At 45.5% G+C, this 14271-nt stretch carries 17 protein-coding genes and 1 tRNA gene; 13 read left to right on the forward strand and 5 right to left on the reverse strand.

The genetic code is table 11. The features are described from left to right. Window positions 1-81 precede the first annotated feature (81 nt). Window positions 82-645, forward strand: a complete 564-nt coding sequence (locus tag R7035_RS10880; RefSeq protein ID WP_005381020.1) for a YqgE/AlgH family protein — start codon at window positions 82-84, stop codon at window positions 643-645. Window positions 646-680: 35 nt separating this feature from the next. Further along, a complete protein-coding gene (ruvX, locus tag R7035_RS10885; protein WP_005381017.1) occupies window positions 681-1106 on the forward strand; it encodes a Holliday junction resolvase RuvX in 426 nt (141 codons plus the stop codon). A gap of 61 nt (window positions 1107-1167) precedes the next feature. Here ruvX and R7035_RS10890 read toward each other — a convergent pair whose 3' ends face one another. Further along, window positions 1168-2274, reverse strand: a complete 1107-nt coding sequence (locus tag R7035_RS10890; RefSeq protein WP_005381016.1) for a PilT/PilU family type 4a pilus ATPase — start codon at window positions 2272-2274, stop codon at window positions 1168-1170. Window positions 2275-2304: 30 nt separating this feature from the next. Further along, on the reverse strand, window positions 2305-3345 hold the full coding sequence (locus tag R7035_RS10895; RefSeq protein ID WP_064377329.1) for a type IV pilus twitching motility protein PilT: 1041 nt from the start codon (window positions 3343-3345) through the stop codon (window positions 2305-2307). Window positions 3346-3373: 28 nt separating this feature from the next. Here R7035_RS10895 and R7035_RS10900 point away from each other — a divergent pair, with 28 nt between their 5' ends. The 7 genes from R7035_RS10900 (at window position 3374) to hemW (ending at window position 8430) form a co-directional block, all read left to right on the forward strand. Continuing rightward, complete coding sequence (locus tag R7035_RS10900; RefSeq protein ID WP_318146127.1) at window positions 3374-4075, forward strand: YggS family pyridoxal phosphate-dependent enzyme; 702 nt, start codon at window positions 3374-3376, stop codon at window positions 4073-4075. A 159-nt stretch (window positions 4076-4234) separates the two neighbouring features. Beyond that, window positions 4235-5053, forward strand: a complete 819-nt coding sequence (gene proC, locus R7035_RS10905; RefSeq protein WP_005381013.1) for a pyrroline-5-carboxylate reductase — start codon at window positions 4235-4237, stop codon at window positions 5051-5053. Between the two features lie 52 nt (window positions 5054-5105). Next, window positions 5106-5663 carry a YggT family protein gene (locus R7035_RS10910; RefSeq protein ID WP_005381012.1) on the forward strand — a complete coding sequence of 186 codons (558 nt, stop codon included), beginning with the start codon at window positions 5106-5108 and terminating at the stop codon, window positions 5661-5663. Next, window positions 5663-5953 carry a DUF167 family protein YggU gene (gene yggU / locus R7035_RS10915; RefSeq protein WP_005393980.1) on the forward strand — a complete coding sequence of 97 codons (291 nt, stop codon included), beginning with the start codon at window positions 5663-5665 and terminating at the stop codon, window positions 5951-5953. The genes R7035_RS10910 and yggU overlap by 1 nt, the downstream gene beginning before the upstream one ends. A gap of 127 nt (window positions 5954-6080) precedes the next feature. Beyond that, entirely contained in the window at window positions 6081-6512 is a 432-nt protein-coding gene (locus R7035_RS10920; RefSeq protein WP_005381010.1) for a DUF4426 domain-containing protein, read from the forward strand. A 118-nt stretch (window positions 6513-6630) separates the two neighbouring features. After that, window positions 6631-7233: an XTP/dITP diphosphatase gene (locus R7035_RS10925; RefSeq protein ID WP_005381009.1), complete on the forward strand. Its 603-nt coding sequence runs from the start codon at window positions 6631-6633 to the stop codon at window positions 7231-7233. A gap of 18 nt (window positions 7234-7251) precedes the next feature. Continuing rightward, window positions 7252-8430 (forward strand): radical SAM family heme chaperone HemW, encoded by a 1179-nt coding sequence (gene hemW / locus R7035_RS10930; RefSeq protein WP_054577161.1) that lies wholly within the window; start codon window positions 7252-7254, stop codon window positions 8428-8430. A gap of 90 nt (window positions 8431-8520) precedes the next feature. On the opposite strand, the gene glsB is transcribed toward hemW, so the two are convergent. The 3 genes from glsB to trmB all read right to left on the reverse strand — a co-directional run bounded on the left by glsB (window position 8521) and on the right by trmB (window position 11305). Further along, complete coding sequence (glsB, locus tag R7035_RS10935; RefSeq protein WP_005381007.1) at window positions 8521-9441, reverse strand: glutaminase B; 921 nt, start codon at window positions 9439-9441, stop codon at window positions 8521-8523. Window positions 9442-9539: 98 nt separating this feature from the next. Continuing rightward, window positions 9540-10568 (reverse strand): DNA methylase, encoded by a 1029-nt coding sequence (locus tag R7035_RS10940; protein ID WP_318146128.1) that lies wholly within the window; start codon window positions 10566-10568, stop codon window positions 9540-9542. Between the two features lie 17 nt (window positions 10569-10585). After that, window positions 10586-11305 carry a tRNA (guanosine(46)-N7)-methyltransferase TrmB gene (trmB, locus tag R7035_RS10945; RefSeq protein WP_318146129.1) on the reverse strand — a complete coding sequence of 240 codons (720 nt, stop codon included), beginning with the start codon at window positions 11303-11305 and terminating at the stop codon, window positions 10586-10588. Window positions 11306-11508: 203 nt separating this feature from the next. Between trmB and mutY the strand changes: the two genes are divergently transcribed. The 4 genes from mutY to R7035_RS10965 all read left to right on the forward strand — a co-directional run bounded on the left by mutY (window position 11509) and on the right by R7035_RS10965 (window position 14270). Then, entirely contained in the window at window positions 11509-12585 is a 1077-nt protein-coding gene (gene mutY, locus R7035_RS10950) for an A/G-specific adenine glycosylase (protein ID WP_017635575.1), read from the forward strand. A 19-nt stretch (window positions 12586-12604) separates the two neighbouring features. Next, a complete protein-coding gene (locus tag R7035_RS10955) occupies window positions 12605-12877 on the forward strand; it encodes an oxidative damage protection protein (protein ID WP_005381002.1) in 273 nt (90 codons plus the stop codon). A 77-nt stretch (window positions 12878-12954) separates the two neighbouring features. Next, complete coding sequence (mltC, locus tag R7035_RS10960) at window positions 12955-14094, forward strand: membrane-bound lytic murein transglycosylase MltC (RefSeq protein ID WP_005381001.1); 1140 nt, start codon at window positions 12955-12957, stop codon at window positions 14092-14094. A 100-nt stretch (window positions 14095-14194) separates the two neighbouring features. Beyond that, window positions 14195-14270 (forward strand) — tRNA-Phe (locus R7035_RS10965). Window position 14271 lies beyond the last annotated feature (1 nt).

Raw genomic sequence — 14271 nt, forward strand, 5'->3', positions numbered from 1 at the left:
GCAAACTCATGCACATACCTAGATGTAAATTGTATGATGTTTGCTTAAGGGCATTTACGAGAGTTAAGGGTCAGTATGAGTATGAATCTCACAAATCACTTTTTGGTTGCCATGCCTGGGATGAAAGATCCGTACTTTCAAAACAGCGTGATCTACGTTTGTGAGCACAACGAAGACGGCGCTATGGGGCTGATGATCAATGCTCCTGTTGATATCACCGTCGGCAACATGCTCAAGCAGGTGGAAGTTCAGCCAGTACACCCGCGCCTATTTGAAGCCAGTCTAGATAGACCAGTTTATAATGGCGGCCCAATCTCGGAAGATCGTGGCTTTATTTTGCATAAACCCAAAGATTACTACGAGTCCAGCGTCCAAATGACCGATGACCTCGCGGTAACCACTTCGCGTGATATTCTGTCGGTGTTAGGAACAGAAGCAGAACCAAGTGATTACTTAGTGGCACTTGGCTACTCCGGTTGGAGTGCAGGCCAATTAGAAAGTGAGCTGGTCGAAAACTCTTGGCTCACCATTGAAGCGACGCCTGAAATTATCTTTAATACACCAATCAACGAGCGTTGGAAGAAAGCGGTCGAAAAGCTGGGTATCGACCCAAGTCACCTTTCAGCAGACTCTGGACATGCTTAGTCCAAATATACAGTTACATTAGATAGAGACACCTTATGTCACGCACAATTATGGCTTTTGACTTTGGAACCAAAAGCATTGGTAGCGCTATTGGCCAAGAAATTACTGGTACAGCTTCCCCATTAAAAGCCTTTAAAGCCAATGACGGTATTCCAAACTGGGACGATATCGAAAAGCAAATCAAAGAGTGGCAACCAGATTTGCTAGTGGTCGGTTTACCGACCGATCTGCATGGTAAAGACCTTGAGACCATAACCCCTCGTGCACGAAAATTTGCTAAGCGTCTGCAAGGCCGATACGGATTGCCTGTTGAGCTGCATGATGAGCGTTTATCTACTGCAGAAGCTCGTGCGGAGTTGTTCAGCATGGGCGGCTACAAAGCCCTATCGAAAGGTAATGTTGACTGCCAGTCAGCGGTGGTGATTCTAGAAAGCTGGTTTGAAGCCCTTTGGGGTGAGTAAACACTTCAAGCACAATGAAAAAAGGTTGGCTTCTGCCAACCTTTTTTGTTTCTGGATTGGATTAATCCATATCGATCTTAACGTTTGCCAAACTGCCCGTAGAGAATGCTTCACCACGCTGCGTTTTCAACATCAGGCGCAGATCATTCGCTGAGTCGGCACTATGTAGTGCATCCTCTTCGCTGATCTTACCTTGCATCACTAACTTATAAAGAGATTGATCGAACGTCAGCATACCAAACTCATTTGAGCGAGCCATGGTTGACTTCAACTCATGTAAATCTCCGCGACGAATCAAATCCGACACACGTGGGCTATTTAGCAAGATCTCAAATACACCATGACGTCCCTGCCCATTTTTATCTCGGATCAGCTGCTGACCAACCACGCCTTTTAGGTTCATCGACAAATCGAACAAGAATTGTTCTTTTTGATCTTTCGGTACCAAGTGAAGAATGCGCTCTAACGCTTGGTTTGCATTGTTGGCGTGCAACGTTGCCATACACAGGTGACCCGTTTCGGCGAAGGTCATCGCGTATTCCATTGTTTCACGGCTACGGATCTCACCAATCAAAATCATATCTGGTGCTTGGCGCAGCGAGTTTTTAAGCGCAACTTCATAGCTTTCCGTATCTAACCCAACTTCACGTTGAGTCACGATACAGCGCTTGTGTTCATGCACGAACTCGATCGGATCTTCGACCGTCAAAATGTGCCCGGTTTTATTGCTGTTTCGATAGCCTGTCATCGCCGCCATGGTGGTCGATTTACCCGATCCAGTAGCACCGACCACCAGCACCAAACCACGCTTAGCTATCGCCAAATCTTGCAACACTAACGGTAACTTTAACTGCTCAAAAGTAGGAATATTAGTTTCAATACGACGAATCACTGCGCCTGGTAACTCGCGTTGAAAAAAGGCACTCACACGGAAGCGGCCACAATCTCTCACAATGGCAAAATTCGACTCGCGACTTTTACGAAATTCCTGACGCCGATCTGGTTCCATAGCGCTGTCGAGTAATGCAGCCACATCACTCTCGGTGAGTTTTTCCCCTTGCGGACGCAATTCGCCATCCACACGAAATAGAATTGGCGCTCCAACCGTGATGTAAAGATCCGACGCTTTCAGCGCCAACATGCCTTCGAGAAATTTATCTAGATCCATCTTCCGTATTCACCATTATCTGTATGAACGTTACGAGAATTGCTGCACTTCTAATCCGATCTTACTATCGACCTCTTCACGAGCAACCATGCCTTGCGCCATTAACTGACGAGCATTTTGCTCCATGGTTTGCATGCCGTGAGCCGCACCTGTTTGAATGACCGAATACATCTGCGCGACTTTGTCTTCGCGGATCAAGTTGCGAATCGCAGGCGTTGCCATCATAATTTCATGGCATGCAATACGGCCACCACCATTACGCTTCAGAAGCTTTTGCGCGATAACCGAACGAAGGGACTCAGATAGCATCGAGCGAACCATATCTTTATCACTACCAGGAAACACATCGATAATACGGTCAATGGTTTTTGCCGCCGAGCTGGTATGTAACGTGCCGAACACTAAGTGCCCCGTTTCCGCCGCCGTTAACGCAAGGCTGATGGTTTCTTTGTCACGCATCTCACCAACCAGAATGACATCCGGGTCTTCACGCAATGCGCTGCGCAGTGCGTTTTGGAAACTATGGGTGTCACGGTGAACTTCACGCTGGTTGATCAAACATTTATTGTTGTTGTGAACAAATTCAATCGGATCTTCAATTGTGAGTACGTGCTTGTTGTGATTACGGTTAATGTAGTCAACAATGGCTGCTAAGGTCGTCGATTTACCTGAACCTGTTGGGCCAGTGACCAGAACTAAGCCTTTTTCAGCGTTCGCAATTTTTTTGAAGATCTCTGGCGCTTCTAGCTCTTCCAGAGTTGGAATGCTACTTGGAATGGTACGGAATACTGCCGCACAACCGCGAGATTGGTTGAAAGCGTTGACACGGAAACGGCCAACGTTATGCAACTCAAAAGAGAAATCGACTTCGAGTTTTTCTTCGAACTCACTGCGTTGGGCATCGTTCATGATTTCGAAAACCAAACGATGCACTTCTTGGTGTGTAAACGCTGGAATGCCTAGTTTTCTCACATCCCCATCAATACGAACCATTGGTGGGACACCTGCAGAAAGATGTAGATCCGAGGCATTATGTTTTACACTAAAATCCAGTAACTCAGTGATATCCATTTAAAATCCTTAAGTCTAAAGTACAGCTATGAGTAGTATTCAACAAAATATTGAACATATCACCTCTCAAATTCGATATGACGAGCAAAAATGTGGTCGAACTCCAGAGTCAGTGCAACTTCTAACGGTAAGCAAAACTAAACCTGTCGAGGCAATTCTCGAAGCCTACCAAGCGGGACAAACCGCCTTTGGTGAAAACTACGTCCAAGAGGGCGTCAGTAAAGTTCAGCACTTTGCCGAGCATTATCCAGATAATCGAATCGAATGGCACTTCATTGGCCCGATTCAGTCGAATAAATCGCGACTTGTTGCCGAACATTTCGATTGGGTTCACACCATCGATCGAACCAAGATTGCTCAACGCCTGAATGATCAGCGTCCAAGCGAACTTAAACCGCTACAAGTTCTGATTCAGGTTAACACCAGTGGTGAGGCATCTAAGTCTGGTGTCACTGAAGCGGAAGTATTCGAGCTGGCGGAGTTGATTTCTCGCCTACCTAACCTCACTTTAAGAGGGTTGATGTCGATTCCTGCCAACGTGTCTGACTACGAATCACAACTCCGTGAATTTCAGAAGTTGGCTACGTTGAAGCAAACACTCGAAGCACAGTTCCCGGAAATCGATACATTATCAATGGGAATGAGTGGTGATATGACCGCTGCAATCGAAGCTGGTAGTACAATGGTTCGTATTGGAACCGCTATTTTCGGCGCACGAGACTACAGCTAAATCAACAAAACGCTCACTCGCGACATAAGTTATGTCGCCAATCGTTAGAGCGTAAATGCGCAATCATCTTACTCGCCAATAGGAGCAGTAAGTAACAGCGGCGCCATTATACACCTGAGCGCACAACAAATTCTAAATATCATGATGGAAATCAGACAAATGGAACATAAAAAAATCGCCTTCATTGGTGCTGGCAACATGGTGAGAGCCATTGTTTCCGGCTTGGTTGCTAACGGATACCCAGCGCAAAACATTACCGCGACGGCTCCTTCAGAGGCTCGCCGCCTTCTGCTAGAACAAGATTTTGGCATCCGTACCACCAGCGATAACATCCAAGCTGCGACCGAGGCGGATGTGGTGGTATTGTCTGTAAAACCGCAAATGATGGCGGATGTCTGTAAACCACTGCAATCGATCGATTTCACTAATAAACTGGTGATTTCTATTGCCGCAGGCATCAACTGTTCACGATTGGATGATATGCTAGCCACCAAATTGAACTTGGTTCGTGTTATGCCAAATACGCCATCACAACTTGGATTGGGTATGAGTGGGTTGTTCGCACCAACTCATGTAACCGAGCACGACAAAGCTTTTGCCGCAGAGTTAATGGAAGCGGTCGGTAAAGTATGTTGGGTTGAGCAAGAGTCTGGCATCAATAATGTGATTGCCGCAGCGGGCAGTGCTCCAGCATACTTCTTCCTGTTTATGGAAGCGATGCAAGCAGAAGCGATTGCGCAAGGCTTTGATAAAGAGACCGCTCGACTATTGGTTCAGCAAGCTGCACTGGGCGCGGCCAGTATGGTGGTTAGCAACCCAGAAACTGAGCTATCGACCCTGCGTGAGAACGTAACTTCGAAAGGTGGGACAACGGCAGAAGCACTGCGTACATTCAACGAACATCAACTTTCAGATATTGTCGCTAAAGCCATGCAAGCTGCTGTGGCTCGCGCGGAAGAAATGGAAAAACTGTTTTAATTATTTGGATGAACTCCGTTTAGTATCATCCATCACTTGTTAAGGGTACCTTATGAATTCAATGAGTTTTCTCATCTCAACCCTATTTGACCTGTACATCATGGTCGTAATTTTGCGAATTTGGTTGCAAGCTGCGCGCGCAGACTTCTACAACCCATTCTCGCAATTTATAGTAAAAGCGACTCAGCCGGTCATTGGTCCATTGCGCCGCGTTATCCCTTCCGTGGGGAATATTGACCTAGCAACCGTGTTGTTTGCCTACGTGTTGTGTGTGCTTAAATTTGTCGTGCTTATCCTAATAGCTTCGAACGGTTCCGTCTCTTTCAGTGCTGACTTCTTATTCTTGGGCTTATTATCATTAATCAAAGCCGCAGGTGGCCTATTGTTCTGGGTACTATTGATCCGTGCAATTTTGAGCTGGGTAAGCCAAGGCCGCAGCCCTATCGAGTACGTATTCCATCAACTGACCGAGCCAATGTGCGCTCCAATCCGTCGTATTCTTCCGGCTATTGGTGGTCTTGATTTAAGCGTACTGGTGTTATTTATCGGCTTGCAGTTCGCGAACTTCTTAATGGGCGATATCATTGGTCCAATTTGGTTCCAGCTATAATGTCAGCTGCAGTTTGGCAAGATGGTGAGGACATCATCCTGAAGCTCTATATTCAACCTAAAGCTAGCCGCGATAAAATCGTTGGCTTGCATGGTGAAGAGCTAAAAATCGCCATTACTGCTCCACCTGTCGATGGCAAAGCTAATGCACACCTAACTAAGTTCTTAGCCAAGCAGTTTAAAATCGCTAAGGGCTTGGTTCACATAGAAAAAGGTGAATTAGGACGGCACAAACAAATTCGGATAGAATCGCCTACCCAGATACCGACAGAAATTAAAGCCATCTTATGATGGCTTTTTATTTACGATTTTGTACCACACTTACTAATACCAACGACTGAGTACGCATTTTTTACCCCTGACCAAGGTAAAATTGCAGCTATGGTTGTTTTATAACAAGTGCTTTGAGGAAGTAACAATGAGCAAATGGATTACCGCATTACTGATTAGCCTGTTGTCGTTACCAAGCTTCGCCGATCAGTTTAAAAATATGAAAGATATCGAAGTACACTATGTCGCGTTTAACTCAACATTCCTAACACCCAAAGTCGCACGTAGCTACGATATCAAACGTAATGGATACCTCGCTGTGGTTAATATTAGCGTGTTAGATAGAGCTTCATTGGGTAAGCCAGCATTAGAAGCAAAAATTGCTGGACGCGCGAAGAACCTTATCGGCCAAACTCAGACCTTGACCTTTCGTGAAGTCAAAGAAGGCAATGCGATATACTATTTAGCCGAACTGCCAATTACCCACGAAGAAACTTTTACTTTCGATATTGACGTAAAAGCTGGAAACAAAGGCTCAGGTAAGCTTAAATTCACCCAGAAGTTTTATGTTGAAGAGTAATTGGGTTGTGATGTTCCAAAAGCTTTTGGATCTAAGCAGGCTAAAAACCACTTATTAGTTAAAGAATATCTAGAGGAGAACGATTTGTTCTCCTCTATCACTATTAAAAGAGATTCCCATGAAAAAAATTGTGCTAGCAACTGGTAACCAAGGCAAAGTTCGTGAAATGGCAGATTTGTTGTCTGACTTCGGCTTTGAAGTATTAGCGCAAAGTGAATTCAATGTATCGGAAGTAGCTGAAACGGGTACAACTTTCATTGAAAACGCAATCATTAAAGCTCGCCATGCCGCACAAGAAACAGGGCTTCCTGCGATTGCAGATGACTCTGGCTTAGAAGTCGATTTCTTAAAAGGCGCTCCGGGCATTTACTCTGCACGTTACGCAGGCGAGAGCGCATCTGATCAAGAGAATCTAGAAAAATTGCTAGCGGCAATGGAAGGCGTACCAGAAGCAGAGCGTACAGCACGTTTCCACTGTGTATTAGTCCTCATGCGTCACGAGAACGACCCAACGCCTATCGTCTGTCACGGTAAATGGGAAGGCCGAATTCTAACTGAAGCACACGGTGAAAATGGCTTTGGCTACGACCCAATCTTCTTTGTTCCTGAAGACAACTGTGCGTCAGCCGAACTTGAACCTGCACGTAAGAAACAACTGTCTCACCGCGGTAAAGCGCTCAAGTCGTTGTTTGCTCAACTGTCTGAGCAAGTGTCTCAGTAATCACGAGCGAATTAGACCATGTTAACGCCCCCAGCACTCAGCTTGTATGTACACATCCCGTGGTGTGTGCAAAAGTGCCCGTATTGCGACTTTAACTCTCACGCGCTCAAAACCGAGATTCCAGAAGAAGAGTACATCAGTGCCCTTTTAGAAGATTTGGATACCGACATTGAGAAATACCGACTTAACGAAGCGCCACGTCCACTGCATTCAATCTTCATTGGTGGTGGTACGCCGAGTTTGATTTCGGCAGAAGGTATCGAGCGTCTACTTAAGGGCATTGAAGCGCGTATTCCGTTCAAGCCTGAAATCGAAATTACCATGGAAGCGAACCCAGGCACCATCGAAGCAGAGCGTTTTGTTGGCTACCGTAAAGCCGGGGTAACGCGTATCTCTATCGGCGTGCAAAGCTTTGAGCAGCAGAAGCTTGAGCGTTTGGGGCGCATTCACGGCCAAGACGAAGCCGTCAATGCTGCTAAGCTGGCGCACCAAATCGGTTTGAACAGCTTTAACCTCGATCTCATGCACGGCTTACCTGATCAAAGCATCGAACAAGCCTTGGCAGATTTGGACAAAGCGATTGAGTTGGCACCGCCGCACTTGTCTTGGTATCAGCTGACCATCGAACCAAACACCATGTTTTACTACAAGCCACCAACGCTACCTGACGATGATGACTTGTGGGATATTTTCGAGCTCGGACACCAAAAACTTGCAGCTGCGGGTTATGTGCAGTATGAAATCTCCGGTTACAGTAAGCCGGGCTATCAGTGTCAGCACAACCTCAACTACTGGCGCTTTGGTGATTACCTTGGTATCGGTTGTGGCTCTCATGGCAAACTCAGTTTTACCGACGGACGTATTATTCGAACGACAAAGGTAAAACACCCGCGAGGCTATTTAGCGGCTTATCAAAATATGGTCAAACCTTATCTGCATACAGAACATGTCGTCCTGGATGAAGATCGTCCATTCGAGTTCTTTATGAACCGATTCCGCTTAATCGAAGCCTGTCCGAAGCAAGATTATGTAGACACTACGGGCTTACCGCTCAGTACGATTCAAGAAACCATCAACTGGGCGATAGAAATGGGCTACCTGAGTGAAACGCCTACCCACTGGCAAATTACTGAAAAAGGGAAGCTCTTCCTTAATGATTTGCTCGAAGCCTTTATGGCCGAAGAAAGCGAAGAGTAACGCAACCCCAAAACAAAAAAAGCCTCTCAATTGAGAGGCTTTTTATTTAGAAACTGTGCCGTCCTAAATAAGGTTGACACATTTCCAACATTAGAAAATTGAACGGCCAATTCGCTCTGAGAGCAGCTCAAGCGCCTTAGTACCCGCAAGCGAGTTACCTGAAGGATCAAGCTCTGGAGACCATACTGAAATGGTCATTTCACCAGGTACTACCGCGATAATGCCACCACCAACACCAGACTTACCAGGCATACCAACGCGATAAGCAAACTCGCCCGCGCCATCATACAAGCCACACGTTGCTAACAGTGCATTAAGTTGTTTGGTTTGCACAGGAGAAACTACAGGCTTACCCGTTTGTACCGATGTGCCCTTGTTTGCTAAATAGCTAAACGTTTTAGCCAAATCGACGCAACTCATCTTCAGCGCACAAGCGTGGAAGTAATTTTGTAGTACTGGAATCACTTCATTTTCGAAGTTGCCAAACGAACGCATGAGATATGCAATCGCCGCATTACGGTCACCATGCATCATTTCGGATGCCGCAACGACTTTGTCATACACAATATGGGTATCACCAGAAAGCTGACGCACAAATTCCAACAGGCGCTGACGAGGTGCAGATAAGCGAGTTTGTAACAAATCTGCCACTACTATCGCTCCAGCATTTATAAATGGATTACGAGGAATACCTTGCTCCATTTCTAGCTGGATTAGCGAATTAAATGCCTGCCCCGAAGGCTCTTTTCCCACTCGAGACCAAATTTCTTCTTGCTTGTACAAGCACATCGCTAACGTCAAGCTCAATGCTTTTGAAATAGATTGGATAGAGAAAGGTTCATCGGCATCACCCGCCTTAATAACCTCACCTTCGTTGGTGTATACCGCAATACCTAACTTGTTGCTGGGTACTTTTGCCAGAGCAGGAATGTAATCAGCCACTTTACCTTGGCCGATTAAAGGGCGTACTTCCGCCAAAATATCTGTCAAAATTTCCACTGTCGGTTTCATTCTCTACCTTCTATTTACAAGAGAACTCGTTGAGCTCAGAGGTAAAAAAAGCCAACGTGTCGTTGGCTTTTCCATAGGGTTCGTTCGACTCAAGTCGATTATGGTTTTACTGCCACAATAATATTGCGGTTGATAGATTGATCAACACGGTGAAGATAACCGATGTAAGGCTCTTCTGAAAGTACCTTCCAACCTTGCTCTTCAAATAATGCCGCGACATCTTTCCATTTCAATGTGAATTCATTGAAAGACAACACCACTGAACCTTGCTTTTTCAATACCACTTTCCATGCAGGCAGAGCCTCTTTTAAAAGCTCTAGTGGACTACGGTTCAGTTTGCTGTCCTTGGCATTTTTGCTGCCGTGCTGCACGCCATAAGGCAGATCAGACACCATCACATCAACTGAGTTCTTTTTCACGACTTGATCAGCGATACGAGTATCAGCCGAATACAGCTTCATAAACTGAAGATTGCCTTGGTTGTAATCTTCTTTATTTGCTGCAGCTTCAACCACGAAACCATCCGCCACTTTCTTGCCACCCGCAGTGCGCTTTTCTTTGCTCACTTTGTGCTTAAAGCGGCCATTCTTCATGAACTTAACAATAAAGGTCTGGATCTCTTGCACCCACTTGGCGTTGATCTCAACCCCTACCACGTTCAAACCGTGGATCAAGCCTTCAAATAAGGTTGTACCTTTACCACACATTGGATCCATTAAGGTCAGTTGTTCACTTCCCGTATTGGACGCACTAATGCCGATATTCACCATCAAACGGGTAAACTGCTCATTTGTTTTCCCGGTGTAGCGCAAAATCTGGCTCATGCTTTCCGGGAAAGTGTTAAATACGGGCGCTTGAACTGGTCGAAGTAAACCATCTTCGCGCACTTCAAATAGCGCATAGTAAATCGAAGAGGCTGCGATTCTTCGCGCCTGCTCATCGGTTAGCGCTTCCAGACAAGAAAACACCAACGCAGCAGGTAAGCCAACGTCTTTACTACCAATTTCTGTCACATCCACGTCTTGTGAAGCTAAAATTGCTTTTAGTTCAGAACAGGCAATGGTCATTGCGCTATCAAAGTAAATTCGGTTATGACCCGGATTCGCTAATATCGCGTAATGGTACATCCCATGAACTCCTCTGGTTACGCAATACGCTTATATTTGATATCCCAAACACCGTGACCAAGACGGTGACCACGAGCTTCAAACTTCGTTAGCGGGCGATCGTCTGGACGAGGAACGAAATCACCATCTTTAGCAATGTTTTCGAAACCTGGCGCTTGGTTCATCACTTCAATCATGTGCTCTGCGTAGTTTTCCCAGTCGGTCGCCATGTGGAAAATACCTTCATTAGGGATAAGCTTCTCACGCACCATTTCCGCAAAACCTAATTGAACAATACGACGCTTGTGGTGACGCTTCTTATGCCAAGGGTCTGGGAAGAACAATTGCAGTGTCGATAAGCTGCCATTTGGGATCATGTGTTCGAATACTTCTACCGCATCGTGACACATTACACGCAGGTTAGTAATTCCCGCTTCGCGAGCATCGGCAAGACAAGCACCAACGCCTGGGCTATGAACTTCGATACCGATGAAGTTTTTCTCTGGCGCGTTCTTTGCCATTTCAACCAATGAAGCACCCATACCAAAACCGATCTCAAGCACTACTGGGCTATCGTTGCCAAACACCTCTTTCCAATCGAGAAGTTCAGCTTTGAAGTCAATACCCATCGTAGGCCAGCATTCATTCATCGCGCTCTCTTGACCTTTAGTCAAACGCCCTTCACGGCGTACAAAGCTGCGGATTTTGCGGATCAGCTTTCCGTCTTCGTTGTATTCGTTAGTGGTTACTTCACTCATTGATTTTGCCTGCACATTGATTAATCAAAGCGGGGATTATCCAAAGAATTTACTTAGGTGCAAGTATTTGTTGAGCTCTTGGTCTATGGCAACCCAAAAGCAACGAAACACCTCTTTATATCCCTACTGTTTATCCGTTGTACTTCTTGCCCATTATGTGGTGCAATTTTGCACCTAACCAATAATAGAATACAGAGCAAGTCGTGACACCTTTCGCCAGTGCCATCCTAGAATGGTATGACGCATATGGAAGAAAAGATCTTCCGTGGCAACAAAATAAGACCGCATACAGTGTCTGGTTGTCTGAAATTATGCTTCAGCAAACTCAGGTCACTACGGTTATTCCGTATTACCAACGTTTCTTGGAGCGCTTTCCAACCGTAATCGATCTTGCCAATGCTGAGCAAGATGAAGTCCTACACCTTTGGACTGGCTTAGGGTATTACGCCCGAGCCCGTAACCTTCACAAAGCAGCACAAGAGGTCGCCTCTACATACAATGGTGAGTTTCCTCTTGATATAGAGAAAATGAACGCCCTACCGGGGATTGGTCGCTCTACTGCTGCCGCCATTTTATCGTCTGTGTATAAACAACCACACGCGATTCTTGATGGTAACGTGAAGCGCACCCTATCCCGCTGTTTCGCAGTTGCAGGATGGCCAGGACAAAAAAAGGTTGAAAACCAGCTGTGGGAAATTGCCGAAACGCATACCCCACAAACGGATGTAGATAAGTATAACCAGGCAATGATGGACATGGGCGCAATGGTCTGCACTCGCAGCAAACCCAAATGTAGCCTCTGCCCTGTTGCTGACCTGTGTGTGGCAAAACAACAAGGTAATGTGCTCGACTACCCGGGCAAAAAACCGAAGAAAGATAAACCAATCAAGCAAACTCGTTTCGTGATGCTTCACCACAACACCGAAAATGGTCATGAGGTGTGGTTGGAGCAAAGACCACAAACAGGCATTTGGGGTGGCTTATTCTGCTTCCCACAAACCGAACATGTGGATGCAGAAAGCGACATTGAATTGCTACTGGATCAACGCGGCATTCAAGCCAGCAATATCAAACAGAAGCAAACACTGATTACCTTTCGTCATACATTCAGCCATTACCACCTAGATATCACGCCAATTTTGATTGATTTATCAAAGCAACCGGACGTGATAATGGAAGGCAACAAAGGTCTTTGGTATAACTTATCTAAACCTGAAGAAGTCGGTTTAGCCGCGCCAGTAAAACTATTGCTGGAAACGCTACCCCACGAACTTCGTTAATTGAATACAAGGAGTCATTATGAGCCGCACTGTATTTTGTGCTCGACTAAAGAAAGAAGGCGAAGGTCTAGACTTTCAACTTTACCCTGGTGAACTAGGTAAACGCATTTTCGACAACATCTCGAAAGAAGCGTGGGCTCAGTGGCAACACAAACAAACCATGTTGATCAACGAGAAGAAACTCAACATGATGGATCCAGAACACCGCAAACTGATCGAAACAGAAATGGTAAATTTCCTCTTTGAAGGAAAAGACGTTCATATCGAAGGTTACACACCTCCGAGCGAATAAAGTCGCTTGAGTTAAACAATGACATCACAACCATTTGTGGTGTCATTTTTCTATTACCTTCAATAACTCTGATACTTATGAAAAAAATTGTCTTTATTGCTGCCGCACTTTTAATGGCAGGCTGTAGCCGTGAATTCGTCGAAAAGATTTATGACGTCAACTACGAGCCAACAAACCGTTTTGCCAATAACTTAGCTGAGCTACCAGGACAATTTGAAAAAGATACTGCGGCGCTAGATGCCTTAATCAATAGCTTTTCAGGCAATATTCAAAAGCGCTGGGGTAAAAAAGAAATCAAGTACGCTGGCAAGAGTAATTACGTTAAGTACATCGATAACTACCTTAGCCGCGCCGAGGTCGACTTTCGCAAAGGCGTGATCACGATAGAGACCGTATCACCGACCGAGCCCCAAAAACACCTAAAAGACGCGATTGTCACCACCTTATTAACACCAGACGATCCCGCGCACGTCGACTTATTCTCCTCTAAAGGTATCACGTTAGAGGGGCAACCATTCCTGTATAAACAAGTTGTCGACCAAGACAATAAGCCAATTCAATGGTCTTGGCGGGCAAACCGATTTGCGGAATACCTCATCGCAAATAAAATAAAAACCAAAAATGTAGATTTCAAGAAAGCGTATTACGTCGAAATTCCCATGGTTGAAGACCACTTTTCAACACGCAGCTACCAATACGCCGATATCGTGCGTCGAGCTTCCAAGAAATACGACATTCCAGAAGACTTGATATACGCCATTATTAAAACCGAGAGCAGTTTCAACCCATACGCGGTAAGTTGGGCAAATGCATATGGCCTAATGCAAGTTGTACCTAAAACAGCGGGACGAGATGTGTTCAAACTCGTGAAAAAGCGCTCGGGCCAACCAAGCCCTGAATATTTGTTTAATCCAGAAAACAACATAGATACTGGTACTGCGTATTTCTATATCTTAAAAAATCGTTATTTAAGAGAAGTCCGCCACCCTACCTCTCTCGAGTACAGCATGATTTCAGCTTACAATGGCGGTACTGGAGGAGTTTTAAACACATTTCATCGCAGTGATCGCAAACGCGCAATGCAAGATCTTAATTCATTGCAACCCAACCAAGTTTATTGGGCGTTAACCAAGAAACACCCGAACGCAGAAGCGCGTCGCTACCTAGAAAAAGTTACAAATTTCAAAAAGGAATTTAACTCGAAGCAAACTTTGTAGTGACAGTTGAATAAAAAGCGTTCGAACAACCACTTTTTTGAAATTATTTAAAAAAAGTGGTTGACGCAACGCGGGAAAATCCGTTTAATAGCGCTCCGTTGCCCGGATAGCTCAGTCGGTAGAGCAGAGGATTGAAAATCCTCGTGTCGGTGGTTCGATTCCGCCTCCGGGCACCAC

This window comes from Vibrio sp. 1731 (assembly GCF_033339955.1).
GTDB lineage: Bacteria > Pseudomonadota > Gammaproteobacteria > Enterobacterales > Vibrionaceae > Vibrio > Vibrio alginolyticus.

Excerpts from the sequence above, each read along its gene's own strand:
- R7035_RS10880 (WP_005381020.1), top strand. The coding sequence starts at position 82 with ATGAATCTCACAAATCACTTTTTGGTTGCCATGCCTGGGATGAAAGAT.
- ruvX (WP_005381017.1), top strand. The coding sequence starts at position 681 with ATGTCACGCACAATTATGGCTTTTGACTTTGGAACCAAAAGCATTGGT.
- R7035_RS10890 (WP_005381016.1), bottom strand. The coding sequence starts at position 2,274 with ATGGATCTAGATAAATTTCTCGAAGGCATGTTGGCGCTGAAAGCGTCG.
- R7035_RS10895 (WP_064377329.1), bottom strand. The coding sequence starts at position 3,345 with ATGGATATCACTGAGTTACTGGATTTTAGTGTAAAACATAATGCCTCG.
- R7035_RS10900 (WP_318146127.1), top strand. The coding sequence starts at position 3,374 with ATGAGTAGTATTCAACAAAATATTGAACATATCACCTCTCAAATTCGA.
- proC (WP_005381013.1), top strand. The coding sequence starts at position 4,235 with ATGGAACATAAAAAAATCGCCTTCATTGGTGCTGGCAACATGGTGAGA.
- R7035_RS10910 (WP_005381012.1), top strand. The coding sequence starts at position 5,106 with ATGAATTCAATGAGTTTTCTCATCTCAACCCTATTTGACCTGTACATC.
- yggU (WP_005393980.1), top strand. The coding sequence starts at position 5,663 with ATGTCAGCTGCAGTTTGGCAAGATGGTGAGGACATCATCCTGAAGCTC.
- R7035_RS10920 (WP_005381010.1), top strand. The coding sequence starts at position 6,081 with ATGAGCAAATGGATTACCGCATTACTGATTAGCCTGTTGTCGTTACCA.
- R7035_RS10925 (WP_005381009.1), top strand. The coding sequence starts at position 6,631 with ATGAAAAAAATTGTGCTAGCAACTGGTAACCAAGGCAAAGTTCGTGAA.
- hemW (WP_054577161.1), top strand. The coding sequence starts at position 7,252 with ATGTTAACGCCCCCAGCACTCAGCTTGTATGTACACATCCCGTGGTGT.
- glsB (WP_005381007.1), bottom strand. The coding sequence starts at position 9,441 with ATGAAACCGACAGTGGAAATTTTGACAGATATTTTGGCGGAAGTACGC.
- R7035_RS10940 (WP_318146128.1), bottom strand. The coding sequence starts at position 10,568 with ATGTACCATTACGCGATATTAGCGAATCCGGGTCATAACCGAATTTAC.
- trmB (WP_318146129.1), bottom strand. The coding sequence starts at position 11,305 with ATGAGTGAAGTAACCACTAACGAATACAACGAAGACGGAAAGCTGATC.
- R7035_RS10955 (WP_005381002.1), top strand. The coding sequence starts at position 12,605 with ATGAGCCGCACTGTATTTTGTGCTCGACTAAAGAAAGAAGGCGAAGGT.
- mltC (WP_005381001.1), top strand. The coding sequence starts at position 12,955 with ATGAAAAAAATTGTCTTTATTGCTGCCGCACTTTTAATGGCAGGCTGT.